Genomic DNA, 20,914 nt, shown 5'->3' with positions numbered 1-20,914 from the left:
GCTACACACGACCGTACCGCAAACCGACACTGGTGCGCGAGATGAGTATTCTAAGGCGCTTGAGAGAACTCAGGAGAAGGAACTCGGCAAATTGACACCGTAACTTCGGAAGAAGGTGTGCCTTTAGTAGGTGAACCATTTACTTGGGGAGCCCAATGAGGCTGCAAAAAATCGGTGGCTGCAACTGTTTATTAAAAACACAGCACTCTGCTAAGACGAAAGTCGACGTATAGGGTGTGACGCCTGCCCGGTGCTGGAAGATTAAATGATGGGGTGCAAGCTCTTGATTGAAGTCCCAGTAAACGGCGGCCGTAACTATAACGGTCCTAAGGTAGCGAAATTCCTTGTCGGGTAAGTTCCGACCTGCACGAATGGCGTAATGATGGCCACACTGTCTCCTCCTGAGACTCAGCGAAGTTGAAATGTTTGTGATGATGCAATCTCCCCGCGGAAAGACGGAAAGACCCCATGAACCTTTACTGTAGCTTTGTATTGGACTTTGAACAGATCTGTGTAGGATAGGTGGGAGGCTTTGAAGTGTGGTCGCTAGATCGCATGGAGCCAACGTTGAAATACCACCCTGGTGTGTTTGAGGTTCTAACCTAGGTCCATTATCTGGATCGGGGACAGTGCATGGTAGGCAGTTTGACTGGGGCGGTCTCCTCCCAAAGTGTAACGGAGGAGTTCGAAGGTACGCTAGTTACGGTCGGACATCGTGATAATAGTGCAATGGCATAAGCGTGCTTAACTGCGAGACTGACAAGTCGAGCAGATGCGAAAGCAGGACATAGTGATCCGGTGGTTCTGTATGGAAGGGCCATCGCTCAACGGATAAAAGGTACTCTGGGGATAACAGGCTGATACCGCCCAAGAGTTCATATCGACGGCGGTGTTTGGCACCTCGATGTCGGCTCATCTCATCCTGGGGCTGTAGCCGGTCCCAAGGGTATGGCTGTTCGCCATTTAAAGAGGTACGTGAGCTGGGTTTAAAACGTCGTGAGACAGTTTGGTCCCTATCTTCCGTGGGCGCTGCAGATTTGAGGAAGCCTGCTCCTAGTACGAGAGGACCGGAGTGGACGAACCTCTGGTGTATCGGTTGTCACGCCAGTGGCATTGCCGAGTAGCTAAGTTCGGAAGAGATAACCGCTGAAAGCATCTAAGCGGGAAACTCGTTTCAAGATTAGATCTGCCGGGGCCTTGAGCCCCCTAAAGAGTCGTTCAAGACCAGGACGTTGATAGGTCAGGTGTGGAAGCGCAGTAATGCGTTAAGCTAACTGATACTAATTGCTCGTGCGGCTTGACCCTATAACTTTGATTAATTCGAAGTTGTTATGCCAAGTTGACGCATTCAAAAAGCACAGCTCAGCAGCTGTGCGAATCTAAATACAAGCTGATTTACTCTATGAATTCGATGGATTGTTCTTTGGACAATCTGTCAACAAGTTATGCCTGATGACCATAGCAAGTTGGTACCACTCCTTCCCATCCCGAACAGGACAGTGAAACGACTTAGCGCCGATGATAGTGCGGATTCCCGTGTGAAAGTAGGACATCGTCAGGCTCTTACAGCAAGGAATGCCCGGTTGATTTTTGATCAACCGGGCGTTTTCTTTTGTGCGCTYGGTATTGACCAGGCCACAGAGTTTAAAAAGCCCGCATGAATTCATGCGGGCTTTTGTTTTTGTATTTGTGCAAAGTGCTTAAAGCAGGCGTCTAGGTGCTCGCCAAGAGGCGATCGACACAGCAGCGATAAAAATGAATGTCAAAACTCGCTGGCCCGCAGTGATTCAGGCATTCACGATATGCATACCGTCTCTGTTGGCCACGCCGGCAGTCACCAGTTCGTTGCTTAATTGCTCAATCCACGCGCGGGCAGGGATGTCCGCGAAAAATTTGGCTTTGATTTGCATGAAATAAGGCGTTTCCAGGGCCCATTTTGCGAAGTCGTTGAAATTCTGGCGTTGAATTTCGAGCAATTTGAACTTCAGCAGAACCTTGGCAGCATGGTGCGCATGTCTGGGCGGATTGTTGACAAATGAATTCAGCCGCTGACGTGCTAGCGCTAGCACCTCTGGTGTGTATGCAAAGACACGGCCGTGCCCGGGAACGACGGTCTTGGGCTTCAGCTGCTCAATTACGTCCAAAGTCGCGGCGACCTCCGTGAATGCATTGGCACCTTCCAGCTCGGGAAACACCACACCGAAGCCGTTTTCCCACAAAGCATCGGCTGAAATAAGTACACGACTATTGGGGTGGAAAAAAATCAGYGAATGCGGGTCATGCCCAGGCGCCGCATGAATCTGCCACATCTCGGACCCGAACTGCATGGAACCTCCCGGCTTCATCGCATCAGTGAAGGTGAACCGTGGGCACAGCTGACCGGTCGGAAAATAAGTCAGCGCCACGGGATCCCAGTCGGCTACTTGTTGCGCATGGCCAGGAGGAATAAGGGTATGCAGATCGGGATAACGCGCCTGCAAAGCAGCATTGCCGCCACAGTGATCGCTGTGCAGGTGCGTGTTGACGAGAATATCGAGAGGGCGGGACCCAAGGACGGACTCAATCAACGACCGCGTTTGCGGCGCGTGCGTGCAATAACCACTATCAACCAGCAAGGTTTTTTCACCGTCGGTGAAAAGAATATTGTTTGCAGAGAGCCAGCCGCGCTCAAAAACCTGCATTCCCGGGGGTAAATCAGGCTTGGCCATCAGAAGCTACCGAGCCCTGCAGCGCTTCAGGTCGCGGTTCGCAGTTCACGCCTGAGGATTTTTCCAACGTTGGTTTTGGGCAAGTCATCGCGAAATTCAATATATTTGGGTCGTTTGTATCCGGTAAGGTGCTGTTTGCAATAGGCGCTCACATCGTCTTCGGTCAGTGTAGGGTCATTTTTCACCACAAAAACCTTGATAGCTTCGCCCTGTTTTTCGTCGGCAATGCCAATGGCTGCGCACTCAACAACGCCTGGGCACAGGGAAATGACGTTCTCAAGTTCATTGGGGAACACATTGAATCCCGAAACGATGATCATGTCCTTCTTGCGATCGATGATTTTGGTGTAGCCGCGCTCGTCCATGATGCCAATATCACCGGTGCGCATGAAGCCATCGGAGGTGAACGCCTTTTTGTTCTCTTCAGGCTGCTGGTAATAGCCCGTCATGACTTGCGGACCTTTGATACAGATCTCGCCGGATTCGCCAAGTGCGAGCGATAGGCCATCGTCATCCTTGATGGCGATTTCGATGCTGGGCAACGGCAGGCCGATGGTGCCGGTGAACTCCTTGTTCATCACCGGATTGTTGGTGCCGATGGCGCAAGTCTCGCTCATGCCCCAGCCTTCAATCATGGGGCAACCTGTGACCTGCAACCAGTGTTTCGCCGTACCTTCGGACGCGGCCATGCCACCCGCCTGCGAAACACAAAGGGCCGAGAAATCTACCGTCTTGAACTGAGGGTGCTGAAGCAGCGCATTAAAAAGCGTGTTGACGGCCGGCAACATGTGAAACGGACGCTTCTTGAGCACCTCGATGAATTTACCGAAGTCACGCGGATTCGGAATGAGTGTTAGATGAGCTCCCCAACGAATCGAAAGCAGGCATAGCGTCAACGCGAAGATGTGATACAGCGGCAACGCTGCGATATTGTTTGTCTTGCTGACATCGCCTATCCGCTCTAGAGCCGGCGTGAACCATTCTTCGGCCTGCAGAATGGCCGCAACGATATTGCGATGCGTGAGCACGGCGCCTTTTGACAATCCGGTTGTCCCGCCGGTGTATTGCAAAAAGGCGATTGAATCCAGTGTGGTCTGCGCAGGCCTGAGGGGCAGGCGGCTACCTTCTGCGATCGTGCGATTGAAGGCTGTCACGATGCGCCCGTTTGCAAGCGGCAATTTGTAGGCGGGCACCAGCTTGGCCAGGTGGCGGACTGCGAAGGTGATCCATTGGCCATACCAGAAGCCCAGCAAATCACCCATGGACGCCATGACGACGTTCTTCACTGGTGTGCGCTCAATCACTTCGGCCAGTGTCGCAGCGAAGTTCTCCAGAATGACGATGGTAGTGGCCCCGGAGTCGCATAACTGGTGCTCCAGTTCACGGGCGGTGTACAGCGGATTGACGTTGACGCAGGTATAGCCTGCCCGCAGGATGGCCGCCATGGTGACTGCAAACTGCGGAACATTTGGCAGCATAATCGCAACCCGCGCCCCGCTCTCAAGACCCAGGCTTTGCAGCCAGGCGCCTAAAGCCGACGACAGTTCATCGAGCTGTCCGTACGTCATCCAGCGATCCATGCAAACCGAAAAAGGTTTGGCCGCGTTTTTCTTGAACGAGTCTTCCAGCAGATGATTCAACGAGCGGAACTGCTCGGTGTCGATCTCGTGTGAAACGCCTGCGGGATAACTGTTGAGCCAATGCTTGTTCATACACACTCCTTGCGGCCCATTGTGAAAGCCGTGCTGTGGAATCCGTATGGGGCTTGTCCTAATGCCGACGTGACATTACGGCCCCGCGGCCAGCAAATGGCCCAATCTGGTCTCGCAGGTGACAGCTTCGTCAGTGAACAGGGTATGAATCCAGGCCGTCTCGCGGTCCTTGATCAAGCGCAGGAACTCGTCGGCTCCACGCATGTTGGCAAAGGCGTCAAAGCCGGTTTCCAGAAAGTGCTGCAGGGAGTTCAACCCCGCCGCGGCAGCCGGCCCTCTCATCATCTTGAGCAGCGTGCGAAGGCCGAATGTCCGCGTCAGGCGGTTGAGTTCGTCCCCAAGGTGCAGGACAACTTCAAGTTGCCGGGTGCGTGCGGCTACATCCCCGACCCGTCGCCAGCACCGGATGTATCTCCCGCAATCGCTGCTTTCCGGGATGGCTGCAGAGTCCGCCAGCCATTCCCGCGCCATCAGGTCGTCGAGTTTTTCCGTCAACGCGTGCACTTCCGCCAGCGCGGCAGCCGTGCTGACAACAGGTTGCGGGAAGAGTTTGGCGATGGTGCTTGCGATACGCGCAAACTGCTGGTCGCGTTCGGCGTAGTCTTTGTCGCTGTACAGCTCCTGCAGGAAGAAGGTGGCGGCAGTTTTATAGCGCGGGCTGTGCAGCAGGTCCGAGTAAGTGGCCTGAAAACGGCGCGCCTGAAACCGCTTGACCTCCGCGCTCGCCTTGGCCAGCGGTGGGTCTGCCGCGTGCTGCTGCCGAAGCTGCGCAACGGTTTGCAGTGCGTGATGAATTTGTTGTGCGGATGCGTCCATACAAACCCGGAGTTTATCTAGGTACGGCCCCCTATAGAAACCTAAATGCGCATGAGAAACTTCCCGGATGCAAAGAAGAACGCTTCTCAAGCTCGGTGCCGCGTCAGCGGCCGTGCTGGTTGTCGCTGGCGGCGCTGCTGCTTTGCTGCAGCCTGGCCTGACCAGTGGGGTCTTGACTCACTCGGGACGTGAAGTCTTTTCCGCTGTAGGCCGCGCTGTTCTGGATACCACTTTGCCCGCAGACGCCGGCCCGCGCGAGATCGCGCTGCAAGGCTTGCTCAGCCGGGTCGATATCCTGGTGCAATCCCTTCCGCCTCATGCGCAAGGCGAGTTGTCACAACTGCTGGCGTTGCTGGCCAGTGCTGCCGGTCGGCACGCGCTGGCCCGCTTGAGCCGGCCTTGGCCCGAAGCCTCTGTTGCGGAGATCCAGCAGGCGCTTCAGGATATGCGTCTGTCAAGCCTCGCGCTGCGCCAGCAGGCTTATGCCGCCCTACACGACATCACGGCCGGCGCGTATTTTTCCGAACCGTCCAGCTGGGCGATGTTGGGCTATCCCGGCCCCGTCAAAATCTGAAGACACCGAAAGCAGCATGAGTCAATTGAAAGACCCGATCCGCGAAGGCATTGCGCGCGGCTGGAAAGTCATGGGTGGCGCGCTCGGCCCGGTGCCTGAAAAAATCACCTGTGACGTCGCCATCATAGGCAGCGGCGCAGGCGCCGGAGTCACGGCCGAGCTGCTGGCCAAGGCCGGCTTGCAGGTGGTGATCATTGAAGAAGGCCCGCTTAGAAGCAGCTCGGATTTCAACCAGAAAGAGTCAGAGGCCTATCCTTCGCTCTACCAGGAAAGCGCCGCCCGCAAAACAGCAGACAAAGCCATCAACATCCTGCAGGGGCGCTGCGTGGGTGGCTCCACCACGGTGAACTGGACCAGCTCTTTCCGTACACCCGCTTCCACGCTTCAATTCTGGCAGGACAGGTTTGGCCTGGGTGGCTACACCGTGGGAGCGCTTGCACCGTATTTTGCGCAGGCCGAGCAGCGGCTGAACATCACCCCCTGGCTGGTCCCGCCGAATGAGAACAACGACCTGTTGCGCAGAGGCGCCGCCAAACTGGGCATTCCCGCTTCGGCCATCTCCCGCAACGTCAAGGGTTGCTGGAACCTGGGCTCGTGCGGGTTGGGTTGCCCCACCAATGCCAAGCAGTCCATGCTGGTCACCACCATTCCTGCCGCGCTCGACCGTGGAGCGCAACTGCTCACTGAAACCCGCGCAGAAAGCCTTGAGCTGGCCAATGGCCGGGTCACCGCGCTTATATGCCGGGGTGTAGGGCCAAATGGGGCTTCAGCCCAATCAGAACTTGCGCAATCAGCTATCAAAATAAGAGCAAAACACTATGTGCTGGCTGGCGGTGCCATCAACTCGCCGGCTGTCCTGTTGCGCTCTGGAGCGCCTGATCCGCATAGTGTGCTGGGTGCCCGGACATTCCTGCACCCGGTCGTGATGTCGTCCAGTGTGTTTGACCAGAAGGTGGAGGCCTGGAACGGTGCGCCGCAAACCATTTACTCCGATCATTTCCTGGAAACCCAGGCGATTGACGGGCCGATTGGCTACAAGCTGGAAGCGCCGCCCCTGCACCCGATCATCTTTGCGTCGACCGTCCCTGGCTTCGGCCAGGGTCAGCACGACCTGCTCAAGTCTTTTCCCTACAACCACACGCTGCTGGCCTTGCTCCGTGACGGCTTTCATGACGAGTCGCCAGGCGGCCAGGTGAAGCTGCGCAGCGACAACTCCGCCGTGCTGGACTATCCGCTGACGGACTACGTCATGGAGGGCGGGCGCAGGGCTCTGCTGTCGATGATGGAAATCCAGTTTGCAGCGGGTGCCAAACAGGTTTTGCCGCTGCACGAAATGGCCAGGCCTTATACCTCTTGGGCTGAGGCGCGAACTGCGGTCAGTGCCTTGCCCATGAAGCCGATGCTCACGCGGGTTGTGAGCGCCCATGTCATGGGCGGCTGCAGTCTTGCGGGCGCTGAACGACAGGGCGTTACCCGGCCCGACGGTGTGCACTGGCAACTCGAAAATCTTTCGATTCACGATGGGTCGCTTTTCCCCACCAGCATTGGCGCCAACCCGCAACTGTCCATCTACGGCGCCGTGAATCGCCTGGCGCAAGGCCTCGCCAAAAAACTGTCGGGCAAGGATGTCACACTGGCCTGAGATACTGCGGGTTTGATCTCGCGCCGACTCATTCATGCTGGCTCAACTGCAAAGATTCATCACCCTGACCTTGGTCGCCGCGGCTTTCGGCTGGCTGTTCTGGTTCCGCAGCAGCTCTCCCGCGTTGGCCGTCACCGGCTTCCTGCTGATTGCACTGGGGTACACCGGTTTCCTCGCGCTTGAGTTTTTACTCCTTCGGTACATCAACAAGGCAGATCCGGCGCCCCAGCCCACCTGGACAGAACTTCTGCGCGCATGGCTGGGTGAGACATTGACGGCTCCCCGCGTGTTCTGCTGGCGCCAGCCCTTTCGTTCCAATGCGGTCCCGGACAGGGTCCTGCCGGCCGAGACAGCCCGAGGTCGCCGCGGCGTGGTGTTTGTGCATGGGTTCTTCTGCAATCGTGGCCTGTGGACCCCCTGGCTCAAGCGGGTTCGAGGCAGTGGACGCGCCTTTGTCGCTGTCAATCTCGAACCCCTGTTCGGCTCCATAGACGGCTACGCCCCCCAAATTGACGACGCAGTGGTGCGGGTCACCCAAGCCACAGGCCTTGCCCCCTTGCTGGTATGCCACAGCATGGGTGGGTTGGCCGCCAGGGCCTGGCTCAAGCGTATGAAGGCCGAAGCCCGGGTACATCATGTCGTCACCATCGGCACACCGCACCGCGGAACCTGGCTGGCCCGGTTCGGGCATGGCCACAATGGGCGCCAGATGCGCCTCCTGTCCGACTGGCAGGCCCAGCTGGACCATGAGATGCCCGCCCATCGGCATACGCTGTTTACCTGCTGGTACTCCAACTGCGACAACATCGTGTTTCCGACCTCCACGGCCACCTTGCCTGGCGCCGACAATCGCCTGGTTCGCGGCGCGGCCCATGTGCAGATGGCATTTTTGCCGGGCGTCATGAACGCTACCCTGGCCATGCTGGACAGTGATCCGGCTTGAACCGGCGTAATCGACGCTTGCCGTCAGCCCTTAAGCCTTCCCAGTCCGCAATCGGCGTTATCGATGTGAATTTCTCACAAAAAAGACCCGGCATATTCACTATCTACATTGAGCTGGGCTTTTTATGCTCATCTATTTGTAGGATGGAGCAAGCCCTTGACACTCTATGCAATGCCCAATACCAGCCTGTTGGAGGCTGTCCGACCGCTGCCGCCCCTGCTGGAACCCGAGTCTGATTCCACGCCTGCGCTGCTGGCCCTGCTGGTTGATGAGCTGGCGCACGGGGTGTTCGTTGTCAGCGCCCAAGGGCGGATTTTGCACGCGAATCAAATCGCGCGGCGCGAACTTGAGCGCTCTGTTGTTTTGGGGGTGGACAGGGGAGAGTTGAAGGTCCTCATGCAGGCAGATGCCAAGGCCTTCCAGATTGCCATGGGCAAAGCAGTTGCCGGAAAACGCAGCCTGATCAGGCTGGTGGCCGACGGCGTGGACTTTACCCTGGCTGTGGTGCCACTGCATCGCAATGCGGGCAGTCCCTGTGAGCGCATTGCCCTCTTTTTGTCTCGAGTGGGCGTGAGCGAGTCGGGTGTTTTTGGCTCCTTTGCCCGCAGTCACGGTCTCACGCATACGGAGGAGCAGGTGCTGGTTTTCCTGTGCCGCTGCTTGAGCACGCCGGAAATCGCCCTCCAGATGAAAGTTGCGGTTTCCACCGTGCGCAGCCATGTGCGCAGCCTTTGCGCCAAGACCGCATCCAGCGGCGTTCGTGAACTGGTCAATCGCGTGGCGATCTTGCCGCCTATTGCCCCCCTGCCACTCGGACAAATCCACTGATAGATGCCCCGTACGTCCCGGCGACGTGCTAGATTACGGGTGATCATGAGTTCACCACCACCTTCCGATGAGGGGCTGTATGCCCATTTGATTCCCGAATTGCGCACGCTCGCCCTGCGAGGCGTGGTGCGAACTTACCCCAAAAAAGCCGTTGTCATCAACGAAGGGGAAATCGGCGACAACCTGTTTGTTCTGCTCAAGGGCAGTGTCAAGGTGTTCGCCATGGACGAAAGCGGCCGGGAAATCACCTACGGCAGGATTCATTCGGGCGACTATTTTGGGGAAATGTCGCTGGACGGCGGACCCCGTTCGGCTTCAGTTATTACCCTTGAGCCTTGCACCTGTGCGGTGCTCAGTCGTACCGATGTGAGCGAACACTTGGGTGATGAGCCAGGATTTGCCATCAATCTCGTGGTTCAGGTGATTCGCAGGGCGCGTGCTGCTACAGAAGCGGCGCGCAACATGGCGCTGCTCGATGTGTACGGACGGCTGATTGCCGTGCTTGAAGGACATAGCGATGCGGTGGAGCGCGACCCTACCAATGAGGCTGTCACTCTTGAATCAATCACCCATCAGGAGATTGCCAGCCGCGTCGGCGCCTCCCGCGAAATGGTCAGCCGCCTTTTAAAGGACCTGGAAAAAGGCGGTTACATCGAAATGGGCACCAAACGCATCACGCTGCTCAAAAAGCTGCCGAGCCGTTGGTGAGTCCTTGCCGAGAGCCTAGAGTTCGTTAAAAATCCTGCGAGCCTCTTGCGGCGACGCATCGCTCGTACCCTGCAAGCGCACCACGGCACTGCTACGCGTCCCTGCGGCACTGACACCCACCATGGCCGGGTTTTCGTCGCTGGAGGCGGCTGCATCCGGGATTTTGACGACGCCGGGTCGCTGCGGCCGCGCAGCATCGGGGTCTGGTTTTTGCGGGGAATAGTGCGCCCACTTCGACCCCGTGATACGTGTGCCGCCGACCGACACAGTTTTACTGCCCGTGGCAATGCTGTTGAAGCTGCCGCTGCGCCGGATCAGGCTTGGATTGTTGGGGTGATCGACAAAGGATCCGGGGTTGCCGCTGGTGTCGTACCACTCGTCCTCAAAGTACGATTGGCGCGCTCCGGTATGGGTGCCGATGACCACATCGTCTCGCTCCACGTAGGCATCCACCGTGACCGATTTTGTGGCGGTGTTCGTCAGCTTGATTTGCCATACTCCGCTGGGCGCGGTGACGTCTTTCTTCTCGAAGCTGAAGGTGGGTGACACCGCCAGCAGGGCGCAGGTGCCACGCCGGCCAGTGGCCACCGTCTTTGGATAAATCAGCGCGCAAAGGGGCTGCTTGTCGCTGTTGGCCCACATTCGGGACTGGCCAAACTTCAATGCCGGCAAGGCAGCTTGCCCTGGCGGCGTAATTTCAATCTCCAGGCCTTCGCGGTTCTCTTCAATCCAGAGCTCCACAAAGCTTTGCGTTGTATCGTCGGGCAGTGCGCACCAATGCAGCGTGGCGGACTTGTTTTTCGCCAGCGTTGTATTGGCATGCATGCGCAGTTGGTAGCTATTGCCAGCAGCCAGAACAATCTGCAGGCGGCCATGAAGGAGGGTGATCAGCTGGTCCATGGCTGCCTCAAGCAGCGACGTGCCGTCATGCGGCCCGGCCAGCGTGCCAAAACTCACGTTCACCGTCACCTTGGCCGTGGGGGTGCAGCGAGAGAGGATGTACATAAACCCGTCCAGCACATGCACATTCATTGAGCCGCCCGAGGTGTCTTGCACGGTGTCGTAGTCGAGTTGCACTGCAACCAGCGGCGCGCGGCTGGCATCGTCGTTGGCCAGCGCCCAGCTAGGCGGCGCGTCATACGCAGGCGGCAAGTTGGCCACCTGGGCCAGCAGCTTGCGCGGCCCCACTGCCAGATCCATGACATGTGAGCCGTGACTGATCGACGTGTCCAGCGCGTGAAAAAAGCGCTCGGTCTTGGGCTGTTTCTGGCCCAGGGTAGAAAGCCCCAGTGCGACATACACCGCGCTTTCATCCACCAAGCCGTTATAGACATTGGCCTGCATGGCTGCATTGATGTCGGCGGCGGTTAGTTCGTGCCCATAGCCCAACCCGGTGGGTGTGCGGCCTTTGCCCCGTGCGTCTTGCCGCCAGAAGTAGCGGGTGCGGGCCTTGCCCTGATGGAGAAAATTCGCCTGAGCCAATGCCAGGCTATCGTCAATCAGTCCGAACACCTTGCCCGAAAGCAGGCGCTCAGCACTGGCTTCAGCTTGGTACGCCGCGCCGCGCGAATGTGGAGGTGGATTGGTGTGCGAGCTCTCCGCCGAATCGTCAGCGTATTCAGCTGCAGGCAGCCCCAGCTCAAGCCTTAGGACCAGCGGGTGAAGGCTGCCACCCGGCTGAATTGCCTTGAAAAACGCAGGCCTGACCCGCGCGGTGCAAAACCTCAGGCCAGCCGGCGCGACCGTGCCGACATACACAGGTGGCACATGGAGCCACTTGGGGGAGGCAGCGGCAATAAGCTGGGACACCGTGGTACCCCGCGTCAGCTCAATAGCAATGGGCAACCACTTGGGCTGTGTATCGCCATAGCCGGCAAAGCTATCGGTTTCGGCCCAAACCAGGTAAGGGTCAAAACCATTGGTGGCATTGGGCAACGCCCAGTCCATGCCGGTAAATTCGCCCTTGGGCAATTTGCTCCAGTTCATGGCCGACCTATTTGAGAGGCAGCCATTCGGCTGCAGCTTTGGCCCACATAAAAGCAAGTATTGGTGATTTTTGTATCGCTTGCCTGGTGGTCTTGTATCGATAGTAGCCACTGAGGTTGTCTGTCATGGAGACGCGCATGTCAAAGTCGACGGGCTCGCCCTTTTTCCCCTGGAATTTCCGTCCATCGAAGCCCCATACAGCCGAACTTTTGGCGCCTTGGCAACGTGCGATAAAAAATTCTGCGAGAGCAGTTCCGAGCAAACGGCCAGCGGCGCTGTCTACGGGATAGTGAACGCCTGCCACTGTTCGGTTGACCGCTATACGGGCTGCGAGCCGTTCCAATTGTTCTTTGTATTTGTGGCCTGACGGCAGTAGCGTGAGTAACACCGTGATAATTAGGAAGGCTTCAGTCGCATGCCCGCTTGGCCAACTTGCGTGCCCAGGCGTAGGAATCATGGGTTGTATTTGTGGCGAAAGCTCAATAGGGCGTGGACAAGCGAAAGCATGCTTGAGGCGCATTTCTACGTCAATTGCCAAGGCAAGCATTAGCGTCACGAGCTCCATCGTCCATTTGTGCCGGTGATCGGTTAGTCCTACGACTGAGCCCCAGAAGGGAGTTAAGCTGGACATTTGCGCCAGAATTTCCACCCCTCTGTCCTCCCGCAGTTGGGCGTAATTTTCAACCAATTGAAGTTGTTGCCGGAAGACTGCCACGTCGGGCCTGACGAAGGTGGCAAGCTTCATGTTGGATAGCGGCTTTTTCGTCAGGTCTACAAATTCGACGGCGATTTCTTTTGCAGACTGATTGACCTGAAAGTGCAAACCCGACAACAGTTCCAAGCCGCAAACCTGCAATCTGGGCATCACATCCCACTGGACGAGGCGCTCTGGTTTGTCCAGCGGCACTGGAAGGTCAATCGGGAATACGGCACCCTTGAATGGGCCGACCAGTGCTGCCCGACTCCTGATGAGGGCGTCCGAAAGCAGGGGGTTGGAGCCCGTGCCACCCGTACCACCGGTCCCGCCCGTACCTCCGGTCCCGCCAGTACCACCTGTGCCGCCTGTGCCTCCGGTTCCGCCAGTACCACCTGTGCCGCCGGTACCGCCAAGCAAACTAAAAATACTCATAAAAAACTCCCTGAAGTAGTGTTGTTAATATGGCAGGCCAGCTTTTTGAAGGGCTGCGGACCAAGTTTTCCCTATCTCATACTGACTGCTTGGGCTGCGTGCTAAATAGCTGCGCACTGTTAAAGCTGGTTCTAATCTCAGCAGCTCGGCCACGGTCTTTTCTGCTTGGTCAAGCTGCCCTAAGTTCACTTGGGCAACTGCCAAGGTTCGCAGGCTGGACGTATGCGTGCGGTTGGCTCGAAGCGATAGAGTGATTAGCTCTAGAGCCTTGGCGTACTGACCCGCTGAATTGGCGGCGGTGGCCGCCAGGGAGAAGTAAAAATACCGAAGTGGATCAAGCGGTGAAAGCTTTAGGGCTCTTTCGGTCCCCACGACGGCCATATCTCCTTCTCCTTTAAACGCGTGCATCGTCCCTTTGAGCAGCCACGCTAGCGAATCATTAGGATTGATGCCAAGCGCCTGTTCGTAGCGTTGAGAGCCTGCGTCTAGCTGTCGTAGAAGGTTCGTGTATATGAATCCTTCTACGGTGAGGGCGAAAGCACAATCCGGCTCACTATCCATTGCCTGCTTGGTGCAATCCAACGCGAGTTGAGCCTCTTTCGCAGAGTCTGTGGACCACCCCTGTTGCACGCGAAGTACATGCCACTTGGCTAACCACGCGTGCGGCATTGGATGCCGACGGCTACGGTCAATCAGATGCTCCAGCATCTGCCGGGCTCGCTCGAAATCTGAGGGGGAGTTTCTGTGCATGAGTGCGACAGCACCGAGTAACAGCGTATATCCTTCAAGATTGGGTAAAGATTGCCTTCGTGCCTTCTCAAGTTGTTGCGACATGACTGACGAGCTAATGGCAGAAACCAGTCGTGCGATCAGTTCATCGTCTGCCGCAAATAAGCCGTGTACTTGACCCTTCAGACTGTCCGCCCAGAGAATGTGGCCTGTCTTTGCTTCGATCAATTCAACGAACAACGCCAGCTGTGTTCCGGCGCTGCGGCACGTGCCAGACAAGATATACGTAGCGCCCAAGTGGGTCCGTATGTCTTCCATTGCCTCCGGACGTTCCCGGAACACAGTGGTCGAAAGACGCGAGATCACATGAAGTTCGGAGGTGCGGGACAAAGCGGCAATCACTTCGTCGGCCAAGGCCTCGCCAAGAAGTTCATGTCCCGGTTCGCTGCTGCGCATCGCGAAGGGGATTACCGCGATAGTTGGTCGCAAATTCAACTGGACTGCGGTACCAGATGATATTACCGGTGCATTGCCTGGCGGCCCGATCCGGTACGCCCTGATCGGCTCTTTGACGTGTTTGAGGTGGCATTCGCCCAAGTCTTCAACATCTGCGTCCAGCACGGACGAGACTTGATCACGCAGATCGGACGTCACGACTATCTCACCCGGCCCCGCCAACGTACAGACGCGTGCTGTCAAATTCACGTCTGTGCCGTAAATGTCATGCTGGTCGGTCACAAAGCTCGCCAAATGGCCGCCCATGCGCAGATGCATCTGTTGCTCTGGGCGGAAGGCCGCATTGGCCCCTTGGCAGAAGTGCTGAATAGCGAAGGCTGCTTTGACAGACCCTTGGGCGCCGGCAAATTCCAGCATTAAACCGTCCCCCAGGCTTTTGACGATGCGCCCGCCATGCAGCGGCAGAATCTGCTGCTCAATCTGCTGTACCAGTTCTTGCCACCGCCGCACAAAACCATCTTGATCCTGCTCCATGATTCTGACGGACTCCACCACATCCATAACCAGCAGCACCTTCGTGCTTCGGTTCATGTGTGCTGGTAATTCCATCAGGGAGTGCATCGTAAGCGGTGTAACAATTTTTTACCTCCTCATTTTGTAGGAGGAAGTGCGTGTAATAAACACCTGATGTGCTACGGGCACCTCTGTTGCCTCGCAGTGTTGTATCAGTGTTGAATTGTCGCTCATTCAGAGGAGTGAGCATCAATCAATAGTTCACATAAACCTCGCGTTGTGCGATTAAGGGCCGGCAGGACGGATGCCGCAAGGCGGCGCGGCATTGTTGGTCCTTCGCGTGCGAAAACGCCTCGCAGCGACACGACAGGATGCAAGCTGCCGCTGCGCGCTCATGCCGGTCAGGTCTGATTTTCTCGGTAGCCGCACATCATGGAAACCACCAGTGATCATTTTTGATCAGGTGATCAGGGATTGTGTCAGGCGGCTTACTCAGAGAGAGGTGCGGATAGTACCGTGCCAGCTCAAGCAGGGCTAAGGGCCTTTTGCTGTGCTGCATGTTGCGCCAGCGTCTTGTAAAACGGCGTGAAATCCGGCTCCGTCAGCCGTAGCAGCGCATCAAAACTGTCGATCACAAAATACTGCTGCTGGAAGCTGTCGATCTTGTAGGTCGACGACATACAGCGCAGCAGGTCGGCATTGTCCCGCAGTGAAATGCGCCTGGGCTCTGCAGATTCCACGCTCCAGGCCAGTTCGCCGGGGCTGCTCAAAATGCCGGCGCCGTATGCGCGGACTTCATCGTTGCCTTCTTTGTCGCGCATCAGGCCAAACTCGATGGTGTACCAGTACAGGCGCGACAGCATCTCGACCGCGCCGGGAATCGGCTGCGCGCCATGCTCCAGCGTATGTGCTTTCAACGCGCCCTTGCCGTAGGCCTGGATGTGGTCGGCGTAGCTCGGGTCGAACAGCAGCGGCACGTGGCCGAACAAATCATGAAAGATGTCAGGCTCGACGATGTAGTCGAACTCCGCCGGCGTGCGTATCCAGTCCGTCACCGGAAACTTGCGATTGGCCAGCAGCGTGAAAAACGGCACCTCGGGGATCAGCCCCGGCACGCCCACCAGCTGCCAGCCGGTGGCCTTGAAGAGCCGCTCGTTCACGTCTTCAAAACGCGGGATGGCATCACTTGCGCCCAGGCTGGGCAGGGCCTTGATAAAGGCGCTGCAGGCCCGGCCAGGCAGCAATGCCGACTGCCGCGCGTAAAGGCGCCGGTAAGTCTCGTGATCTTCTGCGGTGTAGGCCGCGTAGTTTTGCGGGCAGGTGTAGTCCGCATTGACCTGGCCGCCACGTGCGTAGTCGCCCCGCGGCGGGCGGTCAGACTGGCCGTAGACCGCCGGGGGTGGCGTGTTGCTGTCCGTGTTGCTCTCTACTTCAGCCATTGGCTCTCCACGCGCTGGTAGTCACCGCTGGCTTTGGCCAGGTGCAGCCACTGGTCCACGTAGGCCTTGAACGTCACGTCACCGCGTGGCAGCAGGTAAGCCATTTCGCCGTACTGCAGCGGCTTGTCGGGGTTGATCGCGCACAGGCCCGGCTTCAGCCTCTGCTGGGTGATCGCCTCGGCCGATTCGGTGACGAAGACATCGGCGCGGTTGGCCAGGATTTCGTCAAAGATCGTCAAGTTCTCGGGGTTGAGCCGCATCTGCGCCTGCTTGAAGTTGGCGCGGGCAAAACGCTCATTGCTGCCGCCCGGATTGAAGATCACCCGCGTGGTGGGCTTGTCGATGTCGGCCACGCTTTGGTACCTGGCCACGTCGGCGCAGCGCGCAATTGGCGTCTTGCCGTTGACCATGTAGGGCGTGCTGAAGAAGGCGCGCTTTTGCCGCTCGGTAGTCACCGAGATGCCGCCAACAGCCATGTCGCATTTGCCGCCTACCATGTCGGGCATCAAATTGGACCAGCTGGTCTTGACCCACTCGGGCTTGACGCCCAGGCTGGCCGTGAGCGAAGCCATCAGGTCCACGTCGATACCTTCAAACGTGCCGTCGGGCTTCTGGAAGCTGAAGGGTTTGTAGTCGCCCGGCGTGCAGATGCGCAGCACGCCGGCTTTTTGCACGCTGTCCAGGCTGGAGGCCGGAACCACGCTGACCGCCGTCTGGGCAGATGCCCCCGTCACCGCAAACAATGCGGCGGTGGCGACACCCAATGCGGCCAGGCGATGGGGCAGTTGCGGGCAAAGTGACATGGCAATCTCCGTGAGGTTGGGGGATGGAAAAACTTTATTGTGCGCTTGCCTTGGCGCCCGACAAAACCCCGCGGCGCATCTGGTCCAGCTCGATGCTTTCAAACAGCGCCTTGAAATTGCCTTCGCCGAAACCGTCGTCGCCCTTGCGCTGGATGAACTCGAAGAAGATCGGGCCGAGCTGGTTTTCGCTGAAGATCTGCAGCAGCAGCGCGCCTTTCTTGCCGTCCACCAGGATCTTGCGCTTCTTCAAATCCGCCACGTTTTCACCGTGGCCGGGAATGCGCTTGTCGACCAGTTCGTAGTAGGTGTCGATGGTGTCCAGCAGCTTCACGCCGCTGGTGCGCAGCGCATCCACGGTTGCGAACAGGTCGTTGCTGCCCATGGCGATGTGCTGGATGCCTTCGCCCTGATAGCGGTCCAGGTACTCCTGGATCTGGCCGGCCTTTTCGTTGCCCTCTTCGTTGATCGGGATGCGGATCTTGCCGCAGGGACTGGTCATGGCCTTGCTCTTCACGCCGGTGACCTGGCCTTCGATGTCGAAGTAGCGGATTTCGCGGAAATTGAAGAGCCGCTCGTAAAAGCCGGCCCATTCGTCCATGCGGCCGCGGTGCACGTTGTGCGTCAGGTGGTCGATATACGTCAGGCCGTGGCCGGCGGGGTTCAGCGCGTCACCCTGCACGCCGGGCAAGGCTTCAAAGTCCACGTCGTAAAAGCCGATGTTGCCGATGTCGCCGGGTTGCGCGCCGTTCTTGCCGCGCCATTTGTCGATGAAGTAGATGATCGAATCGCCAATACCCTTGATGGCCGGAATGTTCAGCTCACCAGGCGCCGATGTGTGGGCATACCCCCAAGCGCCCAGTGAGATTGCGCGTTCATAGGCGGCCTTGGCGTCCTGCACGCGAAAAGCGATGGCGCAGACGCTGGGGCCGTGCTGGCGCGCAAAGCGCTGGGCAAACGAGTCGGGCTCAGCATTCAGGATGAAGTTGATGCCGCCCTGGCGGTACAGCGTGACATTCTTGTGGCGGTGTTTGGCAATCGGCGTGAAGCCCATGCGCTCGAACAATGCCCCCATGGCGACAGGGTCGGGTGCCGCATATTCAATGAACTCAAAACCGTCGGTGCCCATGGGGTTGTCCCAAGCCGCGCCCTGTTCAAAGTTCAGGGCGGTGTCGTCGCGTGCATTCATGCGTGTCTCCAGATAGGTGTGCGTATAAAGTAACTTTAGCGGCGCTGGCGGTCAGTTTTACTGCGAAATGGGGCGTTTACATTGCTATTGGCGCAGTAAAGCTGCAAAATAATCCGAATGGAAGCACTTGACAAGCTTGATCGGCAAATTTTGCGCAGCCTGCAGGCCGATGGTCGCGCTACCTTCGACCTGCTCGCCGAGCAGGTGGGGCTTTCACCCAGTGCGGTTTTGCGGCGCGTGAAGCGGCTTGAAGAAAGCGGCGTGATCGACCGCTATGTGGCGCTCGTCAAACCTGAAGCTGTCGGGCTGGGGCTCACGGCTTACATCAACGTACGGCTGGAAAAGCACACCGAAAGCCACAAACGCAACCCCATGGACCTGTTCCGGGCCAGCGTGCAGACCTGGCCTGAAGTGGCCGAGTGCGCAGCGCTGACTGGTGAGATGGACTACCTGCTGCGCGTGCTGGTGCAGGACATGGCGCATTACAGCCGCTTCATCATGGACACCCTGCTCAAACATCCCAGCGTGCAGGATTGCAAAACGAGTTTTGTGCTGGACCGGGTCAAGGCGACGACGGCCGTTCCTTTGTGAGCTGAACCGGGGCGAAGCCGGGGAACCGGCATTTCCATGTGCGTGACTTGCCCGGATGCGCGTATAAAGTGTTGTTGCATCGCAACAATCCACGCGCCGGAGCGACTGGAAGTGTCAGTTTGCTATATTTTTAATAGCTGCCTGCGCCCGTATTTATTGGGAAAAATCCACATAAAGGTGTTTTTTTGAAGCGGCCCTCTATTGACGCTGGTTCAGAAGCCCCTAGACTGTTGATTCTAGGGAAAACCCTTATATTGAGATCATGGTTACACCCAGCACCCTTTTAAGAGCATCCTATAACGCAGGCAAGGAATTCTTCCGGCCTCCCGTGGAAGAGCGCGCCTCCGCGGCACCTCCAGCGCGTCATGTCCAGCCCGTCATGGTTCCAATCCGTTCGATCGGCCCCAGCCACGGGGAACGCATAGCCACCCATTTGCTGGCACTGGGCCCCCACGACCGTTACCTGCGCTTTGGCTATTCGGCCAACGATGAGCAGATCCACCGCTATGTAGACGGGCTCAACTTCGAGCGCGACGAGATTTTCGGCATCTACAACCGCAAGCTGGAACTGATCGCCATGGCCCACCTGGCGCATACCACCGACCCCAACCTCAAGAGCTGCGCCGAGTTCGGCGTGTCTGTATTGGCCCAGGCGCGTGGCCGCGGCTACGGCTCGCGCCTGTTTGACCGCGCGGTCATGCACGCCCGCAACAACGGTGTCGACATGATGTTCATCCACGCGCTGAGCGAAAACACCGCCATGCTCAACATCGCACGCAAGGCCGGCGCCACGATCGAACGCGACGGCTCTGAAAGCGAGGCCTACCTGAAGCTGCCGCCGGCCGACCTGGACTCGCGCATGACCGAAATGGTCGAAGAACAGATCGCCCAGACCGACTACCGCCTCAAGGTTCAGGCCAAGCAGTTCTGGGACCTGCTGGCGATGGTCCAGGAAGTGCGGCAGGGCGTGCGGGATGGTCGGGACCGCATGCCGATGTGATGGCTTCGGTTTGGGGGGGGCTCGTGAGGCCGGTGCAACAACCGGCTTCTTGCTATTAATTCGATAGCTGCTTGCGCTCATTCCCATTGGTTGTGCGCCAAAAATCATCCACGCCGCCGCCGCGTGGCCCTGAATGGACACAAACCCAAACAAGAAATACAAAAAGCCAACCGCTTCGGCACGCGACGGCAAATTACGCCTGCGCACCGTCAAGGATTTCAGCTATCCTTAGCCCCTTCACAACTACCGACCGCCCATCACGTGTCCGACGTTCCCCCCAGTCGGTCTTCCAGGCCAGAAGACAAACGCGGCTTTTTGCAGAAGCTCGCTGAAATGCTCCACCCAGGCCCCGACTCGAAGGACGAGTTGATCGAGACCCTGGTGGAAGCCCAGGACAATGACGTCATCGGAGCCCAGAGCCGCGAGATGCTCGAGGGGGTCATCCGCATGGCCGACATGACGGCGGGCGATGTCATGGTGGCAGCCCCGCGCATGGACGTGATCAACATCGACGCGCCGTTCGACGAACTGCTGCACCTGGTGATCGACACCGCCCACTCGCGCTTTCCCGTCTACGAAGGCGAAAAGGAAAACATCCTCGGCATCCTGATGGCCAAGGATCTGCTCAAGCTGCAGCGCGCGCCCGAACTCAACATCAAGGCCCTGCTCCGGCCCGCCGTCTTTGTGCCGGAAAGCAAGGGGCTGAACGACCTGCTGCGTGAATTCCGCGGCAACCGCAACCACCTGGCCATCGTCATTGACGAATTCGGCCGTGTGGCAGGTCTCATCACCATTGAAGACGTGCTCGAGCAGATCGTCGGCGAGATCGAGGACGAATTCGACATCGCCGAAGACGAGGGCGACATCTTCGGCCTCAGCGACCACACCTACCGCGTCAGCGGCGACACCTCCATCGAGCGTGTCAACGAAGCTTTTGGTGTGACGCTGCCCGAAACCGACTTCGATACGATCGGGGGGCTGGTGGCGCATGAGATGGGCCATGTTCCCAAGCGCGGCGAGCATTACGCGCTGGCAGGCCTGCAGTTCACCGTACTGCACACCAAAGGTGGGGCCGTGCGCTGGTTCAAGGTGTCGCCGGTCAGCGCCGGCGTCTGACAACGAATTCAAGAAAAAGGGCGGGCTGACTATGG

At 58.0% G+C, this 20,914-nt stretch carries 17 protein-coding genes and 2 rRNA genes (1 of these 19 cut by a window edge); 10 read left to right on the top strand and 9 right to left on the bottom strand.

Annotated elements, in window-relative coordinates:
• Positions 1–1,305 (top strand): 23S ribosomal RNA (locus tag AC1DY9_RS13995) (it extends 1,575 nt beyond the left edge of the window).
• Between the two features lie 143 nt (positions 1,306–1,448).
• Positions 1,449–1,561 (top strand): 5S ribosomal RNA (gene rrf / locus AC1DY9_RS13990).
• Positions 1,562–1,787: 226 nt separating this feature from the next.
• Here the strand turns inward: rrf and AC1DY9_RS13985 are convergent.
• The 3 genes from AC1DY9_RS13985 to AC1DY9_RS13975 form a co-directional block, all read right to left on the bottom strand.
• Positions 1,788–2,708, bottom strand: a complete 921-nt coding sequence (locus AC1DY9_RS13985) for an MBL fold metallo-hydrolase (protein WP_457307049.1) — start codon at positions 2,706–2,708, stop codon at positions 1,788–1,790.
• A 26-nt stretch (positions 2,709–2,734) separates the two neighbouring features.
• Positions 2,735–4,420, bottom strand: coding sequence for an AMP-binding protein (locus tag AC1DY9_RS13980; RefSeq protein ID WP_457282797.1), 1,686 nt, complete (start codon positions 4,418–4,420; stop codon positions 2,735–2,737).
• A gap of 75 nt (positions 4,421–4,495) precedes the next feature.
• The gene (locus AC1DY9_RS13975; protein WP_477666849.1) at positions 4,496–5,236 is read right to left on the bottom strand and encodes a DUF8198 family protein; all 741 of its coding nucleotides are present in this window, start codon (positions 5,234–5,236) and stop codon (positions 4,496–4,498) included.
• Positions 5,237–5,303: 67 nt separating this feature from the next.
• Here AC1DY9_RS13975 and AC1DY9_RS13970 point away from each other — a divergent pair, with 67 nt between their 5' ends.
• The 5 genes from AC1DY9_RS13970 to AC1DY9_RS13950 all read left to right on the top strand — a co-directional run bounded on the left by AC1DY9_RS13970 (position 5,304) and on the right by AC1DY9_RS13950 (position 9,931).
• Positions 5,304–5,810: a hypothetical protein gene (locus AC1DY9_RS13970; RefSeq protein WP_457282799.1), complete on the top strand. Its 507-nt coding sequence runs from the start codon at positions 5,304–5,306 to the stop codon at positions 5,808–5,810.
• Positions 5,811–5,826: 16 nt separating this feature from the next.
• A complete protein-coding gene (locus tag AC1DY9_RS13965; RefSeq protein WP_457282800.1) occupies positions 5,827–7,452 on the top strand; it encodes a GMC family oxidoreductase in 1,626 nt (541 codons plus the stop codon).
• Positions 7,453–7,486: 34 nt separating this feature from the next.
• Complete coding sequence (locus tag AC1DY9_RS13960; protein WP_457282801.1) at positions 7,487–8,395, top strand: esterase/lipase family protein; 909 nt, start codon at positions 7,487–7,489, stop codon at positions 8,393–8,395.
• Between the two features lie 156 nt (positions 8,396–8,551).
• A complete protein-coding gene (locus AC1DY9_RS13955) occupies positions 8,552–9,223 on the top strand; it encodes a helix-turn-helix transcriptional regulator (RefSeq protein ID WP_457306967.1) in 672 nt (223 codons plus the stop codon).
• Between the two features lie 45 nt (positions 9,224–9,268).
• Positions 9,269–9,931: a Crp/Fnr family transcriptional regulator gene (locus AC1DY9_RS13950; protein ID WP_457282803.1), complete on the top strand. Its 663-nt coding sequence runs from the start codon at positions 9,269–9,271 to the stop codon at positions 9,929–9,931.
• A 15-nt stretch (positions 9,932–9,946) separates the two neighbouring features.
• On the opposite strand, the gene AC1DY9_RS13945 is transcribed toward AC1DY9_RS13950, so the two are convergent.
• The 6 genes from AC1DY9_RS13945 to hppD form a co-directional block, all read right to left on the bottom strand.
• Positions 9,947–11,917, bottom strand: a complete 1,971-nt coding sequence (locus tag AC1DY9_RS13945; protein WP_477666848.1) for a S8/S53 family peptidase — start codon at positions 11,915–11,917, stop codon at positions 9,947–9,949.
• Positions 11,918–11,924: 7 nt separating this feature from the next.
• The gene (locus tag AC1DY9_RS13940; protein ID WP_457282805.1) at positions 11,925–13,046 is read right to left on the bottom strand and encodes a phosphatase PAP2 family protein; all 1,122 of its coding nucleotides are present in this window, start codon (positions 13,044–13,046) and stop codon (positions 11,925–11,927) included.
• A gap of 24 nt (positions 13,047–13,070) precedes the next feature.
• Positions 13,071–14,840 (bottom strand): tetratricopeptide repeat protein, encoded by a 1,770-nt coding sequence (locus AC1DY9_RS13935; RefSeq protein WP_457282806.1) that lies wholly within the window; start codon positions 14,838–14,840, stop codon positions 13,071–13,073.
• A gap of 428 nt (positions 14,841–15,268) precedes the next feature.
• Positions 15,269–16,183: a phenylalanine 4-monooxygenase gene (phhA, locus tag AC1DY9_RS13930; protein ID WP_457282807.1), complete on the bottom strand. Its 915-nt coding sequence runs from the start codon at positions 16,181–16,183 to the stop codon at positions 15,269–15,271.
• Positions 16,171–16,986 (bottom strand): transporter substrate-binding domain-containing protein, encoded by an 816-nt coding sequence (locus AC1DY9_RS13925; protein ID WP_457282808.1) that lies wholly within the window; start codon positions 16,984–16,986, stop codon positions 16,171–16,173. Before AC1DY9_RS13925 ends, phhA begins: the two co-directional genes overlap by 13 nt.
• Positions 16,987–17,020: 34 nt before the next feature.
• On the bottom strand, positions 17,021–18,172 hold the full coding sequence (gene hppD / locus AC1DY9_RS13920) for a 4-hydroxyphenylpyruvate dioxygenase (protein ID WP_457282809.1): 1,152 nt from the start codon (positions 18,170–18,172) through the stop codon (positions 17,021–17,023).
• 117 nt (positions 18,173–18,289) lie between these two features.
• On the opposite strand from hppD, the gene AC1DY9_RS13915 reads away from it, so the two are divergent.
• The 3 genes from AC1DY9_RS13915 to AC1DY9_RS13905 all read left to right on the top strand — a co-directional run bounded on the left by AC1DY9_RS13915 (position 18,290) and on the right by AC1DY9_RS13905 (position 20,879).
• The gene (locus AC1DY9_RS13915; protein WP_457282810.1) at positions 18,290–18,763 is read left to right on the top strand and encodes an Lrp/AsnC family transcriptional regulator; all 474 of its coding nucleotides are present in this window, start codon (positions 18,290–18,292) and stop codon (positions 18,761–18,763) included.
• A 262-nt stretch (positions 18,764–19,025) separates the two neighbouring features.
• Complete coding sequence (locus AC1DY9_RS13910) at positions 19,026–19,763, top strand: GNAT family N-acetyltransferase (protein ID WP_477666847.1); 738 nt, start codon at positions 19,026–19,028, stop codon at positions 19,761–19,763.
• Between the two features lie 333 nt (positions 19,764–20,096).
• Positions 20,097–20,879, top strand: coding sequence for an HlyC/CorC family transporter (locus tag AC1DY9_RS13905; protein ID WP_254806495.1), 783 nt, complete (start codon positions 20,097–20,099; stop codon positions 20,877–20,879).
• Positions 20,880–20,914: the final 35 nt, after the last annotated feature.

The organism is Polaromonas sp. P1_F6, assembly GCF_056405695.1.
This window is presented reverse-complemented; position numbering and strand designations above follow the sequence as displayed.

Excerpts from the sequence above, each read along its gene's own strand:
- AC1DY9_RS13980 (WP_457282797.1), bottom strand. The coding sequence starts at position 4,420 with ATGAACAAGCATTGGCTCAACAGTTATCCCGCAGGCGTTTCACACGAG.
- AC1DY9_RS13975 (WP_477666849.1), bottom strand. The coding sequence starts at position 5,236 with ATGGACGCATCCGCACAACAAATTCATCACGCACTGCAAACCGTTGCG.
- AC1DY9_RS13970 (WP_457282799.1), top strand. The coding sequence starts at position 5,304 with ATGCAAAGAAGAACGCTTCTCAAGCTCGGTGCCGCGTCAGCGGCCGTG.
- AC1DY9_RS13965 (WP_457282800.1), top strand. The coding sequence starts at position 5,827 with ATGAGTCAATTGAAAGACCCGATCCGCGAAGGCATTGCGCGCGGCTGG.
- AC1DY9_RS13960 (WP_457282801.1), top strand. The coding sequence starts at position 7,487 with ATGCTGGCTCAACTGCAAAGATTCATCACCCTGACCTTGGTCGCCGCG.
- AC1DY9_RS13950 (WP_457282803.1), top strand. The coding sequence starts at position 9,269 with ATGAGTTCACCACCACCTTCCGATGAGGGGCTGTATGCCCATTTGATT.
- AC1DY9_RS13945 (WP_477666848.1), bottom strand. The coding sequence starts at position 11,917 with ATGAACTGGAGCAAATTGCCCAAGGGCGAATTTACCGGCATGGACTGG.
- AC1DY9_RS13940 (WP_457282805.1), bottom strand. The coding sequence starts at position 13,046 with ATGAGTATTTTTAGTTTGCTTGGCGGTACCGGCGGCACAGGTGGTACT.
- AC1DY9_RS13935 (WP_457282806.1), bottom strand. The coding sequence starts at position 14,840 with ATGGAATTACCAGCACACATGAACCGAAGCACGAAGGTGCTGCTGGTT.
- phhA (WP_457282807.1), bottom strand. The coding sequence starts at position 16,183 with ATGGCTGAAGTAGAGAGCAACACGGACAGCAACACGCCACCCCCGGCG.
- AC1DY9_RS13925 (WP_457282808.1), bottom strand. The coding sequence starts at position 16,986 with ATGTCACTTTGCCCGCAACTGCCCCATCGCCTGGCCGCATTGGGTGTC.
- hppD (WP_457282809.1), bottom strand. The coding sequence starts at position 18,172 with ATGAATGCACGCGACGACACCGCCCTGAACTTTGAACAGGGCGCGGCT.
- AC1DY9_RS13915 (WP_457282810.1), top strand. The coding sequence starts at position 18,290 with ATGGAAGCACTTGACAAGCTTGATCGGCAAATTTTGCGCAGCCTGCAG.
- AC1DY9_RS13910 (WP_477666847.1), top strand. The coding sequence starts at position 19,026 with ATGGTTACACCCAGCACCCTTTTAAGAGCATCCTATAACGCAGGCAAG.
- AC1DY9_RS13905 (WP_254806495.1), top strand. The coding sequence starts at position 20,097 with ATGCTCCACCCAGGCCCCGACTCGAAGGACGAGTTGATCGAGACCCTG.